The sequence below is a fragment of the Acidovorax sp. YS12 genome (genome assembly GCA_021496925.1).
Taxonomy (GTDB): Bacteria; Pseudomonadota; Gammaproteobacteria; order Burkholderiales; family Burkholderiaceae_C; genus Paenacidovorax.
The window spans coordinates 2,035,054-2,056,960 of sequence record CP053915.1 but is presented as its reverse complement, the minus strand read 5'-3'; the positions used below and the strand labels follow the sequence as shown (position 1 = coordinate 2,056,960).

At 70.4% G+C, this 21,907-nt stretch carries 19 protein-coding genes, 1 pseudogene and 1 riboswitch; of the genes and pseudogenes, 9 read left to right on the top strand and 11 right to left on the bottom strand.

Annotated elements, in window-relative coordinates; genetic code table 11:
- Positions 1-195: 195 nt before the first annotated feature.
- The 5 genes from YS110_09355 to YS110_09335 all read right to left on the bottom strand — a co-directional run bounded on the left by YS110_09355 (position 196) and on the right by YS110_09335 (position 6,722).
- On the bottom strand, positions 196-1,233 hold the full coding sequence (locus YS110_09355; GenBank protein UJB64936.1) for an IS110 family transposase: 1,038 nt from the start codon (positions 1,231-1,233) through the stop codon (positions 196-198).
- Positions 1,234-1,335: 102 nt separating this feature from the next.
- On the bottom strand, positions 1,336-2,988 hold the full coding sequence (locus tag YS110_09350) for an acetolactate synthase large subunit (GenBank protein UJB64935.1): 1,653 nt from the start codon (positions 2,986-2,988) through the stop codon (positions 1,336-1,338).
- A 60-nt stretch (positions 2,989-3,048) separates the two neighbouring features.
- A complete protein-coding gene (locus YS110_09345; protein ID UJB64934.1) occupies positions 3,049-4,206 on the bottom strand; it encodes an L-lactate dehydrogenase in 1,158 nt (385 codons plus the stop codon).
- Positions 4,196-5,086, bottom strand: a complete 891-nt coding sequence (locus tag YS110_09340; GenBank protein UJB64933.1) for a bile acid:sodium symporter family protein — start codon at positions 5,084-5,086, stop codon at positions 4,196-4,198. The genes YS110_09345 and YS110_09340 overlap by 11 nt, the downstream gene beginning before the upstream one ends.
- Positions 5,087-5,114: 28 nt before the next feature.
- Entirely contained in the window at positions 5,115-6,722 is a 1,608-nt protein-coding gene (locus YS110_09335) for an FAD-dependent oxidoreductase (GenBank protein ID UJB64932.1), read from the bottom strand.
- A gap of 94 nt (positions 6,723-6,816) precedes the next feature.
- On the opposite strand from YS110_09335, the gene YS110_09330 reads away from it, so the two are divergent.
- The gene (locus YS110_09330) at positions 6,817-7,830 is read left to right on the top strand and encodes an AraC family transcriptional regulator (protein UJB64931.1); all 1,014 of its coding nucleotides are present in this window, start codon (positions 6,817-6,819) and stop codon (positions 7,828-7,830) included.
- Positions 7,831-7,889: 59 nt separating this feature from the next.
- On the opposite strand, the gene YS110_09325 is transcribed toward YS110_09330, so the two are convergent.
- Positions 7,890-8,282 carry a tautomerase family protein gene (locus tag YS110_09325; protein ID UJB64930.1) on the bottom strand — a complete coding sequence of 131 codons (393 nt, stop codon included), beginning with the start codon at positions 8,280-8,282 and terminating at the stop codon, positions 7,890-7,892.
- A gap of 99 nt (positions 8,283-8,381) precedes the next feature.
- Here YS110_09325 and YS110_09320 point away from each other — a divergent pair, with 99 nt between their 5' ends.
- A complete protein-coding gene (locus YS110_09320) occupies positions 8,382-9,239 on the top strand; it encodes a LysR family transcriptional regulator (protein ID UJB64929.1) in 858 nt (285 codons plus the stop codon).
- Between the two features lie 18 nt (positions 9,240-9,257).
- Here YS110_09320 and YS110_09315 read toward each other — a convergent pair whose 3' ends face one another.
- Positions 9,258-9,992 (bottom strand): siderophore-interacting protein, encoded by a 735-nt coding sequence (locus YS110_09315; GenBank protein UJB64928.1) that lies wholly within the window; start codon positions 9,990-9,992, stop codon positions 9,258-9,260.
- Positions 9,985-11,175, bottom strand: a complete 1,191-nt coding sequence (locus YS110_09310) for an arabinose transporter (protein UJB64927.1) — start codon at positions 11,173-11,175, stop codon at positions 9,985-9,987. The genes YS110_09315 and YS110_09310 overlap by 8 nt, the downstream gene beginning before the upstream one ends.
- 88 nt (positions 11,176-11,263) lie before the next feature.
- On the opposite strand from YS110_09310, the gene YS110_09305 reads away from it, so the two are divergent.
- On the top strand, positions 11,264-11,893 hold the full coding sequence (locus YS110_09305) for a TetR family transcriptional regulator (GenBank protein ID UJB64926.1): 630 nt from the start codon (positions 11,264-11,266) through the stop codon (positions 11,891-11,893).
- Positions 11,894-12,697: 804 nt separating this feature from the next.
- On the opposite strand, the gene ribB is transcribed toward YS110_09305, so the two are convergent.
- From ribB to YS110_09290, 3 genes are all read right to left on the bottom strand, one after another.
- Positions 12,698-13,324, bottom strand: a complete 627-nt coding sequence (gene ribB, locus YS110_09300) for a 3,4-dihydroxy-2-butanone-4-phosphate synthase (protein UJB64925.1) — start codon at positions 13,322-13,324, stop codon at positions 12,698-12,700.
- A 114-nt stretch (positions 13,325-13,438) separates the two neighbouring features.
- Positions 13,439-13,617, bottom strand: a riboswitch (FMN riboswitch).
- Between the two features lie 132 nt (positions 13,618-13,749).
- Entirely contained in the window at positions 13,750-14,397 is a 648-nt protein-coding gene (locus YS110_09295) for a response regulator transcription factor (GenBank protein ID UJB64924.1), read from the bottom strand.
- Positions 14,394-16,427 carry a PAS domain S-box protein gene (locus YS110_09290; protein UJB64923.1) on the bottom strand — a complete coding sequence of 678 codons (2,034 nt, stop codon included), beginning with the start codon at positions 16,425-16,427 and terminating at the stop codon, positions 14,394-14,396. The genes YS110_09295 and YS110_09290 overlap by 4 nt, the downstream gene beginning before the upstream one ends.
- 49 nt (positions 16,428-16,476) lie before the next feature.
- Here YS110_09290 and YS110_09285 point away from each other — a divergent pair, with 49 nt between their 5' ends.
- The 6 genes and pseudogenes from YS110_09285 to YS110_09260 all read left to right on the top strand — a co-directional run bounded on the left by YS110_09285 (position 16,477) and on the right by YS110_09260 (position 21,891).
- Positions 16,477-17,484 (top strand): DctP family TRAP transporter solute-binding subunit, encoded by a 1,008-nt coding sequence (locus YS110_09285; GenBank protein ID UJB64922.1) that lies wholly within the window; start codon positions 16,477-16,479, stop codon positions 17,482-17,484.
- A gap of 97 nt (positions 17,485-17,581) precedes the next feature.
- Positions 17,582-18,586, top strand: coding sequence for a TRAP transporter substrate-binding protein (locus tag YS110_09280; protein UJB64921.1), 1,005 nt, complete (start codon positions 17,582-17,584; stop codon positions 18,584-18,586).
- A 101-nt stretch (positions 18,587-18,687) separates the two neighbouring features.
- Positions 18,688-19,365 (top strand): TRAP transporter small permease, encoded by a 678-nt coding sequence (locus YS110_09275; protein ID UJB64920.1) that lies wholly within the window; start codon positions 18,688-18,690, stop codon positions 19,363-19,365.
- Positions 19,362-20,645 (top strand): TRAP transporter large permease subunit, encoded by a 1,284-nt coding sequence (locus YS110_09270; GenBank protein ID UJB64919.1) that lies wholly within the window; start codon positions 19,362-19,364, stop codon positions 20,643-20,645. The genes YS110_09275 and YS110_09270 overlap by 4 nt, the downstream gene beginning before the upstream one ends.
- Positions 20,646-20,647: 2 nt before the next feature.
- A complete protein-coding gene (locus YS110_09265; GenBank protein ID UJB64918.1) occupies positions 20,648-21,757 on the top strand; it encodes an ABC transporter substrate-binding protein in 1,110 nt (369 codons plus the stop codon).
- Positions 21,748-21,891 (top strand): annotated as a pseudogene (locus YS110_09260) (IS481 family transposase). The gene YS110_09265 and the pseudogene YS110_09260 overlap by 10 nt, the downstream one beginning before the upstream one ends.
- Positions 21,892-21,907 lie beyond the last annotated feature (16 nt).

Sequence of the window (21,907 nt, the reverse complement as noted above, 5' to 3'; positions counted from 1 at the left end):
GTGGCATGAGCCACGGTCCCTGATGGGATTCGCTGGCGGATTTCCTATCGGTTCAGCGCACTCGAAGTGCTACGTTCTCATCGGATTGCATCCACCACGGTCTGACCTGTCTTGCCATCACTTCATGATTGCTTGAGCAATCGGTGGTTTTGCTCCCTGTCGTCGTTGTTCCTGCCGTAGCGGCGCTGTGGCTGCTCAGGCTGCTTGCCGTGTGTAGCCTGACTCGTAACTTCTGTCATGCGCGAGCAAGGCCCACACGATGCGTGCATTCTTGTTGGCCAGCGCCACCGCTGCCACGTTCTTGTTGCGCCGCTGTAGCACGCCATTGACCCAGCGGCATTGCGCACTGTCGGATGCTTTGTTCTGCGTGTGGTAGATCACCGAGCGTGCACCGTGAATCAGCAAGGTTCGCAAATAGGTGTCGCCCCGCTTGCTGATGCCCAGCAAGTTTTGCTTGCCCCCGCTGGAGTGCTGGCGTGGCACAAGGCCCAGCCAGGCAGCCACTTGTCGACCATCCTTGAAGTGCCTGGCATCGCCCAACGAAGCGACCAATGCGCAAGCCGTCACGGGGCCAATGCCGGGTATCTGTTCGAGCCTGCGGCTCAAATCGCTTTGGCGGTGCCAGGCGACGATTTGCGCTTCCAGTTCCTGAACCTGGCGGTCAAGCTCCTTGAGGTGCTCCAGCAGCTTGTTCATGAGCTGGCGGAACATGCCGAGCAGTTCATTGGAAGCATCCTCGATGAGCTCTGGCACCCGCTGGTGGATGTGGCCGATGCCCTGTGGAATGACCAGCCCAAACTCGGCGAGCAGGCCCCGGATTTGATTGGCTTGCGCGGTGCGGGCCAGGACAAACCCCTGTCGCACCCGGTGCAGGGCCAGTACGCTTTGCTGCTCGATGTTCTTGACGGGCACGAAACGCATGCTCGGGCGGGTAACAGCTTCGCAGATGGCAGCAGCATCGGCGGCATCACTCTTGTTGGTCTTGACGTAGGGCTTGACGAACTGCGGGGCCATCAGGCGCACGGTGTGGCCCATGCCCTGGAGCTTGCGTGCCCAGTGATGGGCGCTGGCGCAAGCTTCCATGCCGATCAGACAGGCGGGTAGGTTGGCAAAGAATGCCGCTATCTGGTTGCGCTTGAGCGGCTTGTTGAACACTGCCCGACCGTGTTCATCAACGCCGTGGACTTGAAACACATTCTTGGCCAGATCGATGCCAATGGTTGTAACCTTCATGGTGGACGCTCCTGCTCGTTGAAGTGGAAGAGAACTGACGTCTCCACTTTGGCACTTTGATGCCGTTTAGGGTAGGGGCGTCCATCCCATTGGTTCACGATCTTATGGCGCGATCTTGCGCTTGAGCGCGCGCGCCACCGGCGCAGGCAGGCTGGGCAGCGACTTGAGCAGCCACGGCAGCACCTTGCGCTTGGCGCCCGCGAGCGATTCGGGCACCAGCGCCTCGATCAGGTGCGGCCCCGGGTGGGCCAGCGCATGTTCCAGCGCCTGGCAGAAGTCCTCGGCCGTGCGGGCGCGCACCGCGTGCACGCCCATGCCCTGGGCCAGTTGCGCGAAATTCAGCACCGGCCCTTTCAGGTCGAGCTGCGATTTCGCCTTGGGGCCAGCCTCTTCGGCACCCACGCGCTCCAGCTCCACGTTCAGCACCGAGTAGCTGGCGTTGTTGAAGATCACCGACACCACGTGCAAGTGCTCGCGCGCCATGCTCCACAGCGCCTGGATGGTGTACATGGCCGTGCCGTCGCCGATCAGCGCGATCACCGGCCGGCTGGGGCAGGCGATGGCCGCGCCCACGGCGTTGGGCAGGCCCTGGCCGATGGCGCCGCCCGTGAGCGTCAGCAGGTCGTGGCGCGGGCAGCCCGCCGTCATCGTGCCCAGCATCAGGCCGGAGGTGATGGCTTCGTCGATCAGGATGGCGTTCTCGGGCAGCAGGTGGCCCACGGCCTTGCAGACCTTGGGCGCGGTGAGCGGCCCGCGCGGGCGCTCCGGGCGCCGGGCGGGGGCCAGCGGCGGCTCGGTGGCGGCGCCCAGCGTGGCGGCGAGTTTCTCCAGGCTGGCCGCCGCGTCCTGCGCGGGGCTGCTCAGGGTGTGCACCGTGCAGCCCTCGGGCACCAGGTCGCTGGCCTTGCCGGGGTAGGCGAAGAACGAGACGGGGGGCTTGGCATCCACCAGCACCAGGTGCCGCGCGCCCGCGAGCTGTACGCCCGCCAGCTCGGCCAGGTAGGCCACGCGCTCGACGAAGGGCAGGCCCGCGCCGCGCTCCATGCGGGTGGGGAAGACCTCGGCCAGCAACTGCACGCCGGTGCTGGCGGCAATGCGGGCGGCCGTGCGCAGCGCGCCTTCGCGCAGCGCCTGGCCGCCGAGCAGCACGATGGTTTTCTCGCCCGAGCGGATGGCCTGGGCGGCGGCCTGCACGGCTTCGTCGCTGGCGGCGGCGGGCGCGGGCTGCTGCGGCGGCGGGCAGGGCTGGCCACCCTCGCCCCAGGACACGTCGGCGGGCAGGATCAGCGTGGCCACCTGCCCCGGCAGGCCGCGCGCGGCGGCGATGGCGTCGGCCGCATCCTGGCCCAGCGCGGCGGTGCTTTGCGCGGTGCGCACGAAGCCGGGCGAGACGTTGCGCGCCACGGTCTCGATGTCGGACTGGAGCTGCGCGTCGTAGCGCGTGTGGTAGGTGGCGTGGTCGCCCACGATGTTGACCACCGGCACCTTGCCCTTGCGCGCGTTGTGCAGGTTGGCCAGGCCGTTGCCCAGGCCGCAGCCCAGGTGCAAGAGCGTGGCGGCGGGCTTGCCCGCCATGCGCGCGTAGCCGTCGGCCGCGCCGGTGGCCACGCCCTCGAACAGCGCCAGCACGGCGCGCATGCGCGGCTCGGTGTCTAGCGCGGCAACGAAGTGCATCTCGCTCGTGCCGGGGTTGGTGAAGCAGACCTCCACGCCCGCGTCGGCCAGGGTCTGGAGCAGGGCTTGTGCGCCGTTCATGGTTTCTCCTTTTTTGATAGCTGCTTGCGCTTGTCCTGTAAGCGCTAGAGGCTGATTTGGCTATGAATCCGTGTCGAGGTGCCGCGGGCCGATGTCGGCGGTGCGCGTCACGCCCGCCAGCGTCATCGCCAGCAGCAGCTCGCGCTGCCACTGGGCCAGCAGCGTGCGCACGCCCGCCTCGCCCTGCGCGGCCAGCGCCCAGACCCAGGGGCGGCCCACGAGCACGCCGCGCGCGCCCAGCGCCAGGGCCTTGAAGATGTCCACGCCGCCGCGCACGCCGCCGTCCATCAGCACCTCGGTCTGCGCGCCCACGGCCTGGGCGATGGCGGGCAGCTTGGAAGCGGTCGAGGCCACGGAATCGAGCTGGCGCCCGCCGTGGTTGGAGACGACGATGCCCTGTGCGCCCACGGCCACGGCGGCGCGCGCGTCCTCCACGTCGAGGATGCCCTTGAGCAGCAGGCGGCCCTGCCACTGGCCGCGCAGCCATTCGATGTCCTTCCACGTCACGCCGGGGTCGAACTGCGCGTCCACCCAGGCCTTGAAGGCGTTCAGGTCGCGCGCGCCGGGCACCTGCGCGGTCAGGTTGCCAAAGCGCAGCGGCTTGCCGCGCAGCGCCACGTTCCACACCCAGCCGGGGCGCGCCAGCACCTGCGCGGCCCGGATGAGCGCGGGGCGCGCGCCACTGGCGGCCATGCCGTGGCGGATGTCGCGCAGGCGCATGCCGGGCAGCGGCAGGTCGACGGTGAAGACCAGCGTGCGGCAGCCTGCGGCCCACGCATCGTCCAGCAGCGCGCGCACGGCGCCGCGGTCGCGCAGCATGTAGAGCTGGAACCAGGGCGGCGCGCTGGCGGCGGCCACTTCATCCAGCGCGCAGATGCCCACGGTGGAGAGCGTGAACGGCACGCCCGCCGCGTGCGCGGCGCGCGCGGCCTGTGCCTCGCCCCGGCGCGCGGCCATGCCGGCCAGGCCAATGGGCGCCAGCGCCAGCGGCATTGCGCAGGGCTGGCCCGCCAGGGTGGCGCGGGTGTCCACCTGGGCCATGTCCACCAGCACGCGCTGGCGCAGGCGCAGGGCGGCAAGGTCGCTCACGTTGGCGGCCAGCGTGCGCTCGGCGCTGGCGCCGCCGTCGATGTAGTCGAACAGGAAGCGCGGCAGGCGCTTGGCGGCCAGGCGGCGCCAGTCCTCGGTGGAGGCGGGGTAGGACAGGTCAGGCAGCATGGGCGGCCTCCGTGGCGCGGCCGTGGCCGAAGCGCCGCATGGCCAGCGCGAAGACCAGCCCGCCGGCGTACATCAGCACGCCGTAGAGCGCGCCGGGGATGGCCATGGCGTCGTCCTTGAGCACGGTGCTGGCGATCACCAGCGCCAGCGCGGCGTTCTGCACCGCCGTCTCGATACCCAGCGTGACCGACTGGCGGTAGGACAGCCGCGCGGCCCAGGCCACGGCGAAGCCCAGCGTGAGCATGCTGAGGTTGAGCACCACGGCGAAGGGCGCGAGCGAGCCGAAGTTGTCCACCAGCAGCGCCCAGTTCTTGGCCACGGCCAGCACCACGATGAGCACGAACAGCACCGTGGCCACCTTCGTGGCGCGCGGCTCGAAACGCAGCGCCCAGGCGGCAAAGCGCCGTCGCACCCACATGCCCAGGCTGACGGGCACGCCCAGCACCAGCGCTACCTGGCCCATCATCAGGCCCACGGGCACGTCCACGGCGCGCGCCGCGCCGAGGAAGTGGCCCAGCGCCCAGGTGACGACCAGCGGCAGCGTGAAGATGGTGAGCACGCTGGCCACGGCGGTGAAGCTCAGCGCCAGCGCCACGTCGCCGCGCGCCAGGTAGGTCAGCAGGTTCGACGTGCTGCCCGTGGGGCAGGCGGCCAGGATCATGAAGCCCACGGCGAACACGCCGCCCATGCCGAGCAGCGTGAGCATGAGGTAGCAGACCAGCGGCAGCAGCACGAAGTGGCAGGCCACGCCCACCAGCAGCGCGCGCGGCTGCGCCAGGATGCGCCGGAAGTCGGCCGGCGTAAGCCCCAGGCCGAGCGAGAACATGATGAACGCCAGGATGAGCGGCAGCAGCACGCCCGAAACGATGTCTCCCTGCATGGTGTCGTCTCCTTTCGCCGTGGTTGTCTCAGCCGCCGGCCGCGATGGCGCGCGCCGCCGCCCGGCCCGTGAGGATGCAGCCGGGCAGGAAGGTGCCCTCCAGCGAGCGCTTGCCATTGGCCCCGCCGCCGCCGAAGCCCGCCGCCTCGCCCACGCAGTACAGGCCGCCGATGGGCTGGCCCGCGCCGTCGAGCACGCGGCTTTGCAAATCCGTTTGCAGCCCGCCCAGGCTCTTGCGCGTGATGAGCTGCATCTGGATGGCGATGAACGGCCCCGCGCCGGGTTGTTGCAGCGGCGCGGGCGCGCAGGTGCGCAGCTTGTCCGGCCCCCACTGGCGCGCGTGCAGGATGCGGCGGATCTGGTCGTCGTTGTGCAGCTTGCTGCCGTGGGCGAAGTTGGCGTCGAACGCATCGGCCGTGGCCTGCAATGCCTCGGGTGCCACGTCGAGCGAGCAGGTCAGCGCATTCATCTTCGCGGCCAGCCCGGCCAGCGTGTCGTCCACCAGGAAATGCGGGCTTTGCCGCTGCATCTGCCGCACCAGGCGGTGGTTGCCCAGCAGCGTTTCCTTGAGGAACAGCGGGAACTGCCTGTCGCGGATGCGCTGGTTGTGCTCGGCGCCGGAGATGGCGAACTCCTTGGCCGCGATGCGCCAGTTGAGCAGGTGCCAGGTCCAGGGCTTTTCCTGCTGCGCCACGCGCTGGCACAGCCAGTGCGTGTCGAAGCCGGTCACCAGCGGCTCGGGGCCGATGCGCTCGCCCCGGTGGTTCAGCCACAGCGCCGACTTGCACGGAATGGCCGACAGGCCGTGCCCGTCGAAATGCGGGAATGGGTGCGGAAAGCCCGCCGCGTAGTTCCACATCTCGCCCGCGTGGGTGATCTGCGCGCCCAGCGTGGCGGCGTGGCGGTGCAGCTTGCCGTCGGCGAAGGGGTGCGCGCCGTTGAGCATGGCGGCGGGTTGCGGCCTGCCCGGGGGCCAGTTGGCGCGCGTTTCCTCGTGCCCTCCGTTGATGCCGCCCATGGCCAGCACTACCACGGGCGCTTGCAGGCGCACTTCCTCGCCCGTGGCCTCGTTGACGGCGATGGCGCCCGCGATGCGGCCGTTCTGCCGCTCCAGTGCCGTGGCGCGGTGGCCGTGCAGCAGCGTGAGCATGCCGCCTTCGCCCGCGCGGCGCAGCGCAGCCACCAGGCAGCGTGTGAGTTCGCGCGCGGTGCCCCAGACGATGTGGTAGCGCGGCAGGCTGTTGCCGTCGCCGTGCAGCCCGCGCTCCACCCAGTTCACGGCGGGCATGAACTTCACGCCCTCCTGCACCAGCCAGTCGTGCACCTGGGCGCGCGAGTGCTCTACGTAGTGGCGCGCCCAGGCGCGGGGCCAATGGTCCTCGGGCCCGAGTTCGCCAAAGCGCAGCCAGTCGGCCAGCGCGCGCTCGGGCGTGTCGGGGATCTTCATCTTCGCCTGCAGCGGTGTGCCCACCAGCGCCATGCCGCCGAAGGCCCACAGGGCCAGGCCGCCGAAGCGTTCGGGCGTATCGCGGTCCACCAGCGTGACGCGCTGGCCCGCGCGCAGCAGCTCCAGCGCGGCCACGATGCCGGCCAGGCCGCCGCCGAGGACGACGGCGTCGGAATGTTGGGTTGCCATGCGGCAGTCTCCTTGCGCGCACTCTGGGCGGTGCGCTGGCTGGCAACGATAGGCCCTTATGATGGGTTTACATTGACTTTGGAGGCCATCTGTTTTGACTTTGCAGGCCAGCGTATCGATGAGCTGGGTGAACACCGTGCTCGCGGCGGGCGAGCGCGCCGGGGTGCCGCGCGCGCGCCTGCTGGCGCAGGCCGGCATTGCCCCGGCCGAGCTGGCGCGCGAGCGCTGGCCCATCGACCACATCACGCGGCTGTGGCGCGCGGCGGCGCACTGCACGCAGGACGCGGGCTTTGGCCTCAAGGCCGGGGCGCTGGTGGGGCCGGGCAGCTTCAACGTGGTGAGCTACCTGCTGCAGTCCGCGCCCAGCCTGCGCGGGGCGATCGGCGTGGTGCAGCAGTACCAGCGCCTGATCAGCGACGGCGGGCGCTTCCAGATGATCGCGGGCGCGCAGGCGGGCTGGGTGGTCTACCACCCGCGCCAGGGCGCGCTGGCGTTCAGCCCGCACCAGATCGAGGCGGTGCTGGCGGCGGTGGTGGCGTTCTCGCGCTGGGTCACGGGCCAGGCCGTGCGCCCGCTGCAGGTGCAGTTCAGCCAGCCGCGCGTGGGGCCGCTGGCGGGCTACCGCGAGGCCTTCGGCTGCCCGGTGGCGTTCGAGCAGGCGTTCAGCGGCGTGCTGCTGGACAACGCGCTGCTCGACGCGCCCCTGCCCCAGGCCGACGCGCAACTGGCGCGCCTGCACCACCAGTACGCGGCGCAGCGCCTGGCGGTGCTGCACGAGGGCGGCGCGCTGGCGCAGGAGCTGCGCGCCTGGATCGCCGCCGCGCTGCCCGGCCGCGTGCCCACGCGCGCCGAGGCCGCGCAGGCGCTGGGCCTGAGCGAGCGCACGCTGGCGCGGCGCATGCGGGCGCAGCAGCTGAGCTTCTCGGCGCTGCGGGACGCCGTGCGGCGCGAGGCCGCGCTGCAGGCCGTGGCGCAGCCCGGGCGCGCGCTGGCCGACATTGGCCAGGCGCTGGGCTTTGCCGAGCCGGCGGTGTTCTGGCGCGCGTTCAAGCGCTGGACGGGGTGCACGCCGGTGCAGTGGCGTGCGCGGCAGGGTGCGGAGCCTTGAGCGGTTGCTCTGCTTTCAGGAGCTCCTTGCGCTTGCTGGGAAAGGGCTAGTGGCCATTTTTATCGAAATTCCTCGGCGTACTGCGCCTGCCCGAGGCCCAGAGACCAGTTCTCCCGGGCCACCTCGACGAGGTTCACGAACACGTCCTCGGGCCGCAGGCCGGGCTGCTGGCCGAGCCGCTCGGCGATGCGCCGGTACAGCGCCTTCTTCTGCGCCGCCGTGCGGGTGGCGCTGGCGGTGATCTGGATGAACACCAAGTCGTCGCTGCGCGCCACGCCCAGGTAGGCCGCGCCGTAGCGGAAGTTGGCGGCCTCGTGCTCGGTGATGGCCATGAACTGGTCGTCCTCGGGCACGTCGAAGGTCTCCTGCAGCGCGTGGTACACGCCGTCGCAGAGCGCTTGCCGGTAGGCCGGCGGCTTGCCGGCGCGCAGGGCGATGTGAACGAGGGGCATGGTGGTTCCTTTGGGGGGGGGGGGCGATGGGTGCCACCTTAGGATGCGAGAATGATTTCAACAAGTTATCAAAAAAAATATCAGAGATAATTTTTTGAAATGATTGACCGCCCCCTCGACCTCGACGCCGTCCAGGCCTTCGTCCGTATCGCCGAACTGGGCAGCTTCACCCGCACCGCCGACGCCCTGGGCGCCACGCAGGCGGCCGTGAGCCTCAAGCTCAAGCGGCTGGAGGCGCGGCTGGGCGTGCGGCTGATCGAGCGCACGCCGCGCCACGTGCAGCTTTCCGCGCAGGGCGCGGCCTTTCTCGGCCATGCGCGCGCCCTGCTGGAGGCGCACGCGCGCGCGCTGGCCGCGGGTGCCACGGCGCGCGAGCGCCTGGCCGTGGGCATCAGCGACCACGTGGCGGGGCTGGAGCTGCCCGCGCTCATCGCGCGCATGAACGCCCAGGCGCCGCAGTTGCTGATCGAGATCCGCATCGCTTCGTCGGGCGAGCTGCTGCAGCGCTTCGACCGGCGCGAGCTGGACGCCGCCATCGTGCGCCTGGACGCGGGCCGTGGCGATGGCGAGCTGCTGGCCGAGGAGCCCTTCGGCTGGTTCGCCGCGCCGGGCTGGCAGCCGCGCGCGGGCGAGCCGCTGCCGCTGGCCACGATGGCCGCGCCCTGCGGCGTGCGCGCGCTGGCCGGGCAGGTGCTCGACGCGGCGGGCGTGCCGTGGACGGAGGTGTTCACCGGCGGCGGCATCGCCGCCGTGGCCGCCGCCGTCATGGCCGGCCTGGGCGTGGCCGCGCTGGCGCCGCGCATGCTGCCGCTGGGGGCCGAGGACGTGGGCCGCAGGCTCGGGCTGCCCGCCCTGCCGCGCCTGCCGGTGCTGCTGCACACGCGGGTGCGCGCCGGGCGGCCGCGCGACGCGCTGGATGCGCTGGCCACTGCGTTCCGGAGCGCGGTGCGCGCGTGATCGTCAGGTGGTCGGCCCTCAGCCCTCGCGGTGGTCGGCCTGGCCGGCCTTCCAGTACCCCTGGGCATGCAGGCGCCGGGGTTCCATCTCGCGCGCCTGCAGGTAGTGCTGCCGCAGGGTGCGCATGGCCTGCGACTCCCCCGCCATCCACAAATAGCCCGGCCCCGGGGGCAGCGGGCGGTGCAGCAGCGCCTGGCACAGGGCCAGGCCCGGGGCCTGGCGTTCGGTGAACCATTCCGTGCGCAGCCGGGCGGGACTGTCGATGGGCTGCTGGTCGGCGGCCTTGGGCACCTCGGCGTACACCTTGGCCTGCACGTGCGCGGGCAGCGCGCTGGCGATGCGCTGCAGGGCCGGCAGGGCGGTGGCGTCCCCGGCGAGCAGCACCCAGCGGGCGTCGGCGGGCAGCGCGAAGCCGCCGCCGCGCGGCCCCGCGATGCCGACGCGCTCCCCGGCCCGCGCCTGGGCGGCCCAGGCCGAGGCCGGGCCGGATGCCGGGCCGTGCCCGTGCAGGACGAAGTCCACGTCCAGCGTTCCCGCCGCGCGGTCGATGTGCCGCAGGGTGTAGGCGCGGCCCGTGCCGCAGGGCAGGAACACCTTCACCCAGGCGGCTGGCGCGCCGATGCCGTCCGCCTGCAGGAAGCGGGCGACCTCGGCGCCGCCCAGCGTGATGCGCCGCATGTGCGGCGTGAGCGTGCGGGCGGCCAGCACCTCGGCCAGCGCGCGCGCCGTGCGGGGCGGGGTCGCGTCACGCATGGCGGCCTCCCGGCAGCGGCGCCGCCAGCAGGCCCACGGCCACCAGCAGCGACAGGCCCACGGCCACGGCGCCGGCCAGGTACACCGCGCCCACGTTCCAGGCGCCGGCCACCGCGCCCAGGGCCGGGCCGGTGATGCCCAGCGCGATGTCCAGGAACGCCACGTAGGCGCCCATGGCCACGCCCCGGCTCTGCGGCGGCGCGCGGCGCACCGCCTCCACGCCGAAGCCGGGAAACGCCAGCGAGTAGCCGAACCCCGTCAGGGCCGCGCCCAGGTAGGCCAGGGCGGCCGTGTCGGCGCCCCAGATCAGCAACTGCCCCACGGCCTCGACGACCACGCAGGCGAGCGCGACGCGCGCGCCGCCCAGCCGGTCGGGCAGGTGGCCGAAGACCAGGCGCGCGCCGATGAAGGCCAGGCCGAACGCCGTGAACGCCAGGCCCGCGTTGCCCCAGCCCTTGGCCGCGAACAGCAGGGCGATGAAGGCGGTGAGGACGCCGAAGCCCACGCTGGACAGCGCCAGCCCCAGCCCGGGCAGCCAGACGCTGCCCAGCACGCGGTAGAACGGCGTGCGCCGCGCCGCCGTGGGCGCCACCGCCCGCACGCCCCACACCGCGCCCAGCGCCAGCAGCGGGGCCAGGCAGCTCGCGGCGGCAATGCCCGCGAAGCCGTGGGCCGCATGCACGGCCACGCCCGCCGGGGCGCCCAGGGCGTAGGCGCCGTACATGGCGATGCCCACCCAGGCCATCACCTTGCCCGCGTTCTGCGGCCCGGCCAGGCCCACGCCCCAGCTCAGCGCGCCGGTGACGACCAGGCTCTCGCCGCAGCCCAGCAGCACGCGCCCCAGCAGCAGCACCCCGGCCGAGGCGGCGGGCGTGGCGCAAGCCAGCGACGCCAGGTAGGCGAGGCCCGCACTGGCCGAGACGAGCAGGCCCGTGACCACGGCGCGCCTGGCGCCCCGGGTGTCGGCCAGGTGGCCCGCCCAGGCGCGCGACAGCAGCGCGGCGGCGAACTGCGCGCCGATGACCACGCCCACCACCAGGGGGCTCAGGCCCAGCCCGTCGTGCACGTGCAGGGGCAGCACCGGCAGCGGCAGGCCGATGGCGAGGAAACCAATGAAGACCGCCAGCGTGATGGGCAGCAGCCGAAGAAAGACATTGACGCCGGGTGGCGCATGGGAAGGCATGGGATGGACTCCAGATATGAGCATTTGCTCGGTATCTGCGAGAATATGAGCCATCGCTCACGTTGAAAACTCGCCTTTGGAATCCCCCATGCAGGCACTGCCCCAGCCCCGCAGAATCCCGCGCCAGGCCCGTTCCCGGGCGCTGGTCGAGGTCATTCTGGAAGCCACGGCTCGCGTTCTGGCCGAGCGCGGCTACGCCGGCACCAACACCAACCTGGTGGCCGAGCGCGCCGGGGTGAGTGTGGGCTCGGTCTACCAGTACTTCCCGAACAAGGATTCGCTGATCACGGCCCTGCACGAGCAGCACGCGGCGCAGATGCAGGCCGCCATCGAGGCGGTGCTGGCGGGCGCCCAGCCGCGCGGCCTGCGCGGGCACCTGGCGGCCATCGTCCACGCGCTGCTGGCGGCGCACCAGGTCGCGCCGGCGCTGCACCGGGTGCTGGAAAAGGAGTTTCCGTTCTTCGACGCGCCGACCGAGCAGAGCCCGGCCGACCAGGGCATCTTCCGGCGCATCCGGCAGCTGCTGGAGGAGCACCGCGGCGAGATCGCGCCGCGCGACCTCGACCTGGCCACCTGGGCGGTGCTGCAGGCCATGGAATCCCTGGTGCACGCGGCCGTCATCACGCCCTTGCCGCGCCACGGCATGGCGCAGGTCGAGCAGACCATCGTGGACATGCTCGCGGGCTATCTGTGCGCCGCGCCGGGGCGGGCGCCATAGGCACCGTGCCTTTCAAGGTGTCGGTTGTTTTTTGATAGCTTGTGGCGCTTGCTGGGATTGGGTTTAGGGCTGTTTTGATGCTTGTGGTGGGTTTGCTTTCCGGGGCCGGGACTCGCCCCGGCGGGCGACCTCCTTTCTTGTCGCGCGACAAGAAAGGAGGCAAAGAAACGCGCCCCGCAGTCTGCGGCCCCTTCGCTGCGCTACGGGGCACACCTGGGGCGAGACGCTGGCGGGGTGCGCTGCGGAACTCGCTGCGCGCCTGCGGCGCTTCGCTCAAACAGCCGCAGCGAGTCAGACCACGAAGCATGCGCGACTTCGCGCATGCCACCCCGCCACCGCCTCGCCCCAGGCGCAGCCTGAAAGGGGGTGGAGACGACACGGGCCATCGCTGCGCTCGGCCTGGACTTCGCGGCGCGCAGCGCCTGCGTGTTGGGGGCCGAGCGCAGCGATGGCCCGTGTCGTCTTCAACCCCCTTCTGGCCGTACCGAGGAGCGCAGGGCGTGGGGCGGGCGCGTGTGCCGCAGGACACACGCGCTTCGTGAACTGACTTGCCGCGTCTGTTTGAACGGAGCGCCGTAGGCGCGCAGTGAGTTACGCGGCACCGCCCCGCGCCCGAGCACCGCAGGCTGCCCCTTCGCTTTAGCGAAGGGGATACGGGCAGCAGGGGCGTGCTTCTTTTGCTTCCTTTTCTTGCACGCGCAAGAAAAGGGAGTCGCCCGCCGGGGCGAGTCCCGGCCCCGGGAAGCAAATCCACAGCAAGAGATCAAAAAAGAGAGCCGCCAGCGCAATCCACACAAGGGCGGTTCACGCGCCGCTGCACTCCACCAGGTCGGCGATGGTGAGCACGGGCAGGCCGTGCGCGCTGGCGTAGGCCGTGACCTGCGCGCCGCGCATCATGGTGCCGTCCGGGTTCATGAGTTCGCACAGCACCCCGGCGGGGCGCAGCCCGGCCAGGCGGGACAGGTGCACCGTGCCCTCGGTGTGGCCCTGGCGCGCCAGCACGCCGCCCGGGTGCGCGCGCAGCGGGAAGACGTGGCCGGGGCGCACCAGGTCCTGGGGCCGGGCCTCGGGGTGGACGGCGGCCTGCACGGTGGTCAGCCGGTCGCGCGCGCTCACGCCGGTGCTGACGCCGTGGCGCGCCTCGATGGAGACGGTGAAGGCCGTGCCGTGCGCGCTCTCGTTGCGCTCCACCATGGGCGGCAGCTCCAGGCGGCGCAGGTCTTCGTCGGTCATGCACAGGCAGACGATGCCGCTGCCGTCGCGGATGAGCTGGGCCATGGTCTGCTCGGTCAGCCGTTCGGCGGCCACGATCAGGTCGGCCTCGTTCTCGCGGTCGTCATCGTCGAGCAGGACGATGGGGACGCCCTGGCGCACGGCCTGCAGGGCGGTCTGGACGCGCTGGTGCGCGGTGGTGGTGTGGGTTTGAGACATTCAAACGCTCCTCTTGAGTAGGTTGAGAAGACGTTTTCGGGGCACGCAGCCGCACGCGCCCCTGCGCACGGCCAAGGCCATGCCAAGGCTGTGCCAAAAGGGCACGCACGGGCAGCGCATCTTCTTTCATCCGGACTGTGACCGTCGGCTCTGGTGTGTGGCCAGATCTGCTGACCCCCCGGCCAGGGCGATGCCTGGCCAGGGGCGCTCGCGGGCTCGCGAAGACCGGCGGCACGGGTGCCGCTGCTTCGCCTACCGCCGGTGGGGAATTCCGCCCCGCCCTGAAGACGCGATTGCCGGCCTGGGGGCCGGCCCGCCATTCTAGGCAGGGTCGCGGGCATCCCTCGCGTGGGGTGGGAAATAAGAGGGAAAAATGGCTCCAGCCCTTTGCTGGCAAGCGCTTGCAGCTCTCTTTTCGATAGCTTTCAGCGCCCGCCGCCCATGGGCGTGAGGCGCCCGAGCTTGTGCGCCAGCTCGATGGCCGACTCCACGCCCATCTTCTCGAAGATGTTGGCGCGGTGGAACTCCACGGTGCGTGCCGTGATGCCCAGGTGCTCGGCGATGTTCTTGTTGTAGTGGCCGCGGATCAGTTCGTCGAGCACTTCGCGCTCGCGCGGGCTCAGGGACGCCAGGGCCTGGCGCAGGCGCTGGGCCTCGCGCTCGGCGTCGGTCTGCGCGCGCACGGCGCGCATGGCCTGCTCCACGCGGTCCACCAGCATGTTGTCCTGGAAGGGTTTTTCGAGGAAGTCCCAGGCACCGTTCTTCACCGCCTCCACGGCGCTGCCCACGTCGCCGTGGCCGGTGAGGAACAGCACCGGCCAGGGGCAGCCCAGGGCCTTGAGCTGCTCGAAGGTCATGGGGCCCGAGAGCGGCTCCATGCGCATGTCCAGCAGCACCACGGCCGTGCCCCAGGGCTGGCCTTGCAGCGCGCGCACGGCGTCGATCAGCGCCGTGCCGCTGGCCCAGGCGCGCGTTTGCCAGCCGCGCGAGTCGAACAGCCAGGCCAGGCCATCGCGCACGTCGGCGTCGTCGTCCACGATGTGGATGTCCATGCGGTGGGAGGTGTCGTTCATGGGTTGGTGGTCAGGGGGAGTTGCACGGTGAACAGCGCGCCGCCGAGCTGCGCGTCCTGTCCCACCAGGATGCGGCCATGGTGGGCTTCGGCGATGGAGCGGCAGATGGCCAGGCCCATGCCCATGCCGCCCGCCTGGGTGCTGAAGAAGGCGTCGAAGATGCGCGCGCGCGCCTCCTCGGGCACGCCGGGGCCGTTGTCGGCCACGGCCAGGGCCACGCAGTGGTGGCCGTCGCAGGGCTCGTTGGCGCAGGGCGCGGCGGCCAGGCGCACCTGCACCTGGGGCGGCTCGCGTCCCTGGGGCGCCCAGGCCAGGGCGTTGCTGCACAGGTTGTGCGCCAGGTGTTCGAGCAGCAGCGCGTCGCCCTGCACCCACAGGTCCTGCGCGGGCAGCAGCAGCGTCAGCGGGGTGGCGTGGGCCTCCTGCACGCTGGCGCAGACGCGGCGCACCAGGGCCGAGAGGTTGACGCGCGTGAGGTTGAGCTCGCGCTTGCGCGCGAAGGCGTTGACGCGCTGGATCACCCCGCCCGCGCGCTCGGCCAGCTGGGCCATGCGCTGCACCACGGGCCCCATTTCGTCCAGGCCGATGGTGCCGGCGCGCAGGCGGTTGAGCAGTCCGTTGGCGAAGCTGGCGAGCGCGCCCAGGGGCTGGTTCAGCTCGTGCGCCAGGGTCGAGGCCACCTCGCCCACGGCTACCAGGCGGCCCGAGGCTTCGAGCCTGTCCTGCTGCAGCGCGGCGAGCTGCTGGGCGCGCTTGCGTTCGCTGATGTCCAGCACCGAGCTCATCCAGCCCAGTTGCGCGCCGTCGGCGGCGGTCAGGGGCGACTCGTGGATGAGCACGTCCACGCGGTGGCCGTCGCGGTGCTGGAACTGCGCCTCGATGCCCTCGGCACGCGTGCCCTGGCGGATCACGGCGCGGTGCAGCACGTCGATCTCGTCGGCCTGGTCGGCGGGCCAGTAGGGCAGCGGGGCGCTGGCGCCGCGCAGCTCGTGCGCGGCGTAGCCCACCATGGCGCAGAAGGCGTCGTTCACGTACAGGATGCGGCCCTTCATGTCCCAGGCGCGCATGCCGATCGTCACCGAGCGTTCCATGGCCGAGCGCAGCGCCACCTCGGCCTGCAGGCGCTGCTGCACCTGCTGGCGCTTGACGATGTCGCGCCGCAGCGCGGCCAGGCTGGCCAGCATGCCGAGCAGGAACAGGAGCGCCACGACGAAGAAGATGCGCGGCACGGGCGAGGTCTGCGGGCCCTGCGGCACCACCTCCAGCATCAGGTCGGTGCCAGGCAGGTTCATCACCGTGCGGTACGGGCCCAGGGCCTGGGCACTGGCGCCGGGCGGCGGGGCCGCGTCGTCCACCACCAGGCGCACGGTCTGGCTTTCGAGGAACCAGGCGGGCAGCAGCACGTCCACCGCCTGCTGCATGGACAGCGCGGCCACGTGCATGCCCTGCAGGCGCGTGCCGTCGAAGTACGGCACCGCCAGCCAGACGCGGTCGGTGGGGTGGCCGCCGCCGTCGCGCATGGGGCCGGCGTAGCTGGCGCGGCGCAGGCTGCCCACGATGTCCTGCAGGGTCAGCAGCGCCTGGCGGTTGCTGTCGTGCAGGGCCATGTCGTCCTCCCAGGCCTGGGGCGTGGCGGCGCCGGGCGCGCTGGCGCGCCAGCCATGCGCCAGCACCACGCCGGGGGCGCGCCACAGCAGGCCGGTGGGCGCGCTGCCCTCGGCGCCCTGGCCCGGGCTGGGCAGGGTCTGCGGGCCGTCGAGCGCGGCGCGGCGCGCGAGCAGCGCCATGTCGTCCTCCAGCCGGCGGAAGTGGAACTGCACGCTCTGCTCCAGCCACTGCGCGTCGGCGCCGCGGCGGCGTTCCTCTTCCTCGGTCTCGAAGCTGTTGAGGTACCACACCAGGGCCACCACGGCGCTGACGATGATGACCGCGAAGCCCATCATCCACAGCACGGTCCAGCGGCTGCGGTCGGTCATGGGGCGGGTGCTGGCGTGCAGCAGCGCGAAGTCGTCGGGGGCTTGGGGCGTCAAGGTCGGGCGGCGGAGCGGGCAGGGCGGAGGCGGTTTGATAATAACGGCCATGTTCCGCGCCCCGCTCTCCCGCCGCCGCTGCATCCAGGCCCTGGCCCTGGGCGGCCTGGCGCGGCGGGCCGGGGCGCAGGGCAGGATCACCATCCGCCTGTCGCACGTGGTGGCGCGGCAAACGCCCAAGGGGCTGGCGCTGGAGCGCTTCGGCGAGCTGGTGCGCGCGCGCAGCCAGGGGCGCATCGACGTGGTGGTGTACCCCAACTCGCTGCTGTTCGGCGATGCCGACGAGATGCAGGCGCTGCAGCTCGGGGCGGTGGACATGCTGGCGCCTTCGCTGTCCAAGTTCGGGCGCCTCGGCTTTCCCGAATTCGAGCTGTTCGACCTGCCGTTCCTGTTCGAGACGCGCACGCAGGTGTACCGCGCCATGCAGGGACGGCTGGGGCAGGCGCTGCTGGCGGGGCTGGCGCGCCAGCGCATGGTGGGGCTGGGCTACCTGGACAACGGCTTCAAGCACATGAGCGCCAACCGCCCGCTGGTGGCACCGGACGACTTCGCCGGGCTGCGCATGCGCGTGCAGGGCTCGCGCGTGATCGCGCACCAGATGCGCGCGCTGGGCGCGCGGCCCGTGGTGCTGGACTTCGGCGAGACGCGCCGCGCCCTGGCCATGGGGGTGGTGGACGGCACGGAAAACCCCATTTCCAACTTCTGGACCCAGCGCATGCACGAGGTGCAGACGCACCTGAGCCTGACGCACCACGGCTACCTGGGGTACGCGGTGGTGGTGCACCAGCGCTTCTGGGCGCACCTGGCCGGGCCGGACAGGCAGCTCGTCGCCGCAGCGCTGGAGGAAGCGCTGGCCTGGGGCAATGCCATCGCCCGCAGCGAGAACGAGCAGGCCCTGGCCACCCTGCGCGAAAGCGGCGGCATCCACATCCACGACCCCAGCGCGGCGCAGCGCCAGCAGCTGCGCGCGGCGACTGCGGAGGTGTACCAGGGGCTGGAGCGGCGCATCGGCCGCCAGTGGCTCGAACAGGTGCAACAAGAGTGGATCACAGGATGAAGGGTTAACCCTAGCTGTGGAACGCCACAGTTACGCGGGAGGCGGGCCGGGCCTACAGTCCGCGCCGTTGTGATCCATAACCCTTGAGGAGACCTCCATGCAATTTCCCGTCAAGAAAGTCCTGGCCTGCGCGCTGCTGGCCGTCGGTGCCACGCTGGCCCATGCGCAGACCGTGATCAAGTTCAGCCACGTCGTGGCGCAGGACACGCCCAAGGGCAAGGCTGCCGAGTTCTTCGCCAAGAAGGCCAATGAGCTGACCAAGGGCAAGGTCAAGGTCGAGGTGTACGCCAACAGCGCGCTGTACAAGGACAAGGAGGAGATGGAGGCCCTGCAGCTCGGCTCGGTGCAGATGCTGGCACCGTCGCTGGCCAAGTTCGGCCCGCTGGGCGTGAAGGACTTCGAGGTGTTCGACCTGCCCTTCATCTTCGACAACCGCGACGACCTGCACAAGGTGACGACTGGCCCCGTGGGCGCCAAGCTGCTGAAGAAGCTGGAGCCGCGCGGCATCACCGGCCTGGCCTACTGGGACAACGGCTTCAAGGTCTTCTCGGCCAACAAGCCGCTCAAGACCGTGGCCGACTACAAGGGCCTGAAGTACCGCATCCAGTCCTCCAAGGTGCTGGAGGAGGAAATCCGCGCCCTGGGCGGCATGCCGCAGGTGATCGCCTTCGGCGAAACCTACCAGGCGCTGCAGACCGGCGTGGTGGACGGCACCGAGAACCCGCCCTCCAATTTCTACACGCAGAAGATGCACGAGGTGCAGAAGCACGTCAGCATGACCAACCACGGCTACCTGGGCTACGCCGTCATCGTGAACAAGAAGTTCTGGGATGGCCTGCCCGCCGACGTGCGCGAGCAGCTCAGCGACGCCATGCGCCAGGCCACGGCCTATGCCAACCAGATCGCGCAGGACGAGAACGACCAGTCGATGGAAGCCGTGAAGAAGAGCGGCAAGACCGCCATCTACACGCCCACCGCCGAGGAGCGCCTGGCGCTGAAGAAGGCGCTGGTGCCGGTGCACGACAAGATGTCCAGCCGCATCGGCAAGGAAACCATCCAGGACGTGTACAAGGCCACGGGCTTCGATCCGTCCAAGCTCTGATTCACTGAAACACCGGCCGGGGCGCGGCGCAGCGCTCCGGCTTGGCGCGGGCGGCCCGGCGGGCGCCCGCACGGCGCACCGATCTCTACGGAGAACCTCCCATGAAATTCCTCAATCACCTGGAAGAGTGGCTCATCACCTTCCTGATGGGCGCTGCCACGCTCATCGTTTTCGTCGCGGTGCTGCACCGCTACATGGCGGGCTACAACATCCCGGGCCTGCAGGACTGGCTGCTGTCCATCAACATGACCTGGGCGCAGGAGCTGACCATCATCATGTTCGTGTGGATGGCCAAGTTCGGCGCCGCCTATGGCGTGCGCACCGGCATCCACGTCGGCGTGGACGTGCTCATCAACCGCCTGGGCGCTGGCACGCGCGGCAAGTTCATCATCTTCGGCCTGGCCGCGGGCGCGCTGTTCACCGGCATCGTCGGCACCATGGGCGCCACGTTCGTGTGGGAGAACGGCGCACACTACGCCATCTTCAACGCCCTGGGCCTGAACGTGGCGGATCTCATCGAAGGGCCGACCACGCCCGACCTGGAGTGGCCGACCTGGGTGGTGTACAGCGCCATTCCGCTGGGCAGCAGCCTGATGTGCTTCCGTTTCCTGCAGGTGCTGGTGGGCTACGTCCGCACCGGCGAGCTGCCGCACCACGACCACGGCCACGTCGATGGCCTCGATGACGACGAAGCGCCCGCGCAGGACTACAACCCCTACGCCATGCGCGACAACCTGCATCCCGACGAAACCGACCACAGCGCAGGGGCCAAGAAATGAATGCCGCCATCATCTTCCTCATCCTCACCGTGCTGATGCTCACCGGCATGCCGGTGTCCATCTCGCTCGGCTTGACGGTGCTCACCTTCCTGTTCGGCTTCACCGATGTGCCGCTGGAGTCGGTGGCGCTGAAGCTGTTCACCGGCATCGAGAAGTTCGAGATCATGGCGATCCCGTTCTTCATCCTCGCGGGCAACTTCCTCACCCACGGCGGCGTGGCCAAGCGCATGATCAACTTCGCCACCGCCATGGTGGGCCACTGGCACGGCGGCCTGGGCCTGGGCGGGGTGCTGGCGTGCGCGCTGTTTGCGGCCGTGTCGGGCTCCAGCCCTGCCACGGTGGTGGCCATCGGCTCGATCCTGCTGCCCGCCATGGTCAAGGCAGGCTTTCCCAACCGCTTCGGCGCGGGGGTGATCACCACCTCGGGCGCCCTGGGCATCCTGATCCCGCCGTCCATCGTGATGGTGATGTACTCCGTGGCCACCAACACCTCGGTGGGCGCGCTGTTCATGGCCGGCGTGGTGCCGGGCCTGGTGCTGGCGGCGGTGCTGGGTGGCGTGACCTGGTGGCGTGCGCGCAAGTACAACTACCCGCGCCTGCCCAAGGCCACCTGGGGCGAGCGCTGGACGGCATTCCGCAAGTCGGCCTGGGGCCTGTTCCTGATCGTGGTGGTGATGGGCGGTATCTATACCGGCATGTTCACGCCCACCGAGGCAGCGGCCATGAGCGCGGTGTACGCCTTCGTGGTGGCCGTGTTCATCTACAAGGACATGAGCCTCAAGGACGTGCCCAAGGTGCTGCTGAACTCGGCCAACATGAGCGCCATGCTGCTGTACATCATCACCAACGCGGTGCTGTTCAGCTTCATCATGACCAACGAGAACATCCCGCAGGCCCTGGCCGACTGGATGCTCAGCAACGGCATGGGGGTGATCACCTTCTTGCTGGCCGTGAACGTGATCCTGCTGTTGGCGGGCAACTTCATGGAGCCGTCGTCGATCATGCTGATCTTCGCGCCCATCCTGTTCCCGGTGGCGATGAAGTTGGGGATCGACCCGGTGCACTTCGGCATCATCATGGTGGTGAACATGGAGGTTGGCATGTGCCACCCGCCCGTGGGCCTGAACCTGTACGTGGCCTCGGGCATCACCAAGATGGGCATCACCGAGCTGACGGTGGCCGTATGGCCCTGGCTGCTGGCGATGCTGGGCTTCCTGGTCGTGGTCACCTACTGGCCGGGCCTGAGCCTGTGGTTCCCGCGCTGGCTGGGGATGCTCTAGCCATGTGGCGCCACGCACGGCGGTTGGCGCTGGCGGTGGCCCTGGGCCTGGTGGCCCAGGCTGCCACGGCCCAGATTCGCATCGGGCAGACGGTGGGCGTGACCGGCGCGGTCGCCGCCACCGTCAAGGAATCGATGCTCGGCGCGCAGCTGTACCTCGATGCCGTCAACGCCAAGGGCGGCGTGGCCGGAGAGAAGATCGATGTCATCACGCTGGACGATGCCTTCGACGTACGCAAGGCCGAGGCCAATGCCCGCGTGCTGATCGAGGAGCGCGGCGTGGTGGCCCTGTTCATGAGCCGGGGCACACCGCATACCGAGGCCATCAACACGGTGCTAGAGCAGCACCACGTGCCCATGGTGGGCCCCTCCACGGGCGCCATCGTGCTGCACCAGCCGGTTAAGCCCTACATCTTCCACGTGCGCGCCACCTACCAGCGCGAGGCCCGGCATGCCATGGCGCACCTGCTGTCCGTGGGCATCACGCGTGTGGCAGTGGTGCACGTGGACGACAGCTTTGGCGCCGACGGCCTGGAGGGCGCGCGCCAGGGGCTACAGCAGGGCCGCCTGGAACCCGTGGCCGTGGCCAAGTTCGACCGTGCCAAGCCTGACTTCGCACCGCTGCTGCCCACGCTCAAGGCGGCAGCGCCGCAGGCGGTGCTGGTCATCGGCTCGGGCACGGCGGTGGTCGAGGGCATTCGCAGCCTGAAGGCCGCCGGCATTGGCGGGCAGCACCTGACGCTTTCCAACAATGCCTCGGAAGGCTTCGTCAAACTGCTGGGCGCCGACGCCAAGGGCGTGGTGGTAAGCCAGGTCATGCCGTCGAGCCTGAACTTCGGCCTGGTGCGCGAAGCCATGCAACGGGCCAAGGCGCGTGGGCTGGACGATGTGAGCCCGGCCATGCTGGAAGGCTTTGCCGCAGCCAAGGTACTGGTCGAGGGCCTGCGCCGCGCGGCGCCCCGCATCACACGGGCCAGCCTGCACCAGGCGCTGGACACCCTGGGGCGTTACGACCTGGGTGGGCTGGCGCTGGAGTACACCCCGGCCCGGCATTCGGGACTGGAGTACGCCGACCTGTCCATTGTCGCTGCCAACGGCAAGTTCAGGCGCTGATGCGGTATGTGGCTCTGTACAACCACCAGTTGCCACAGTCAGCACTGGGCAGCAAGACACCGATACAGGTCATGAAGGAGTGCTACCGGAAGCTCCCTGATCTGTTCCACAAGCAGTCATATGGTCGTCCGGGATACAACGTTAGTCCTT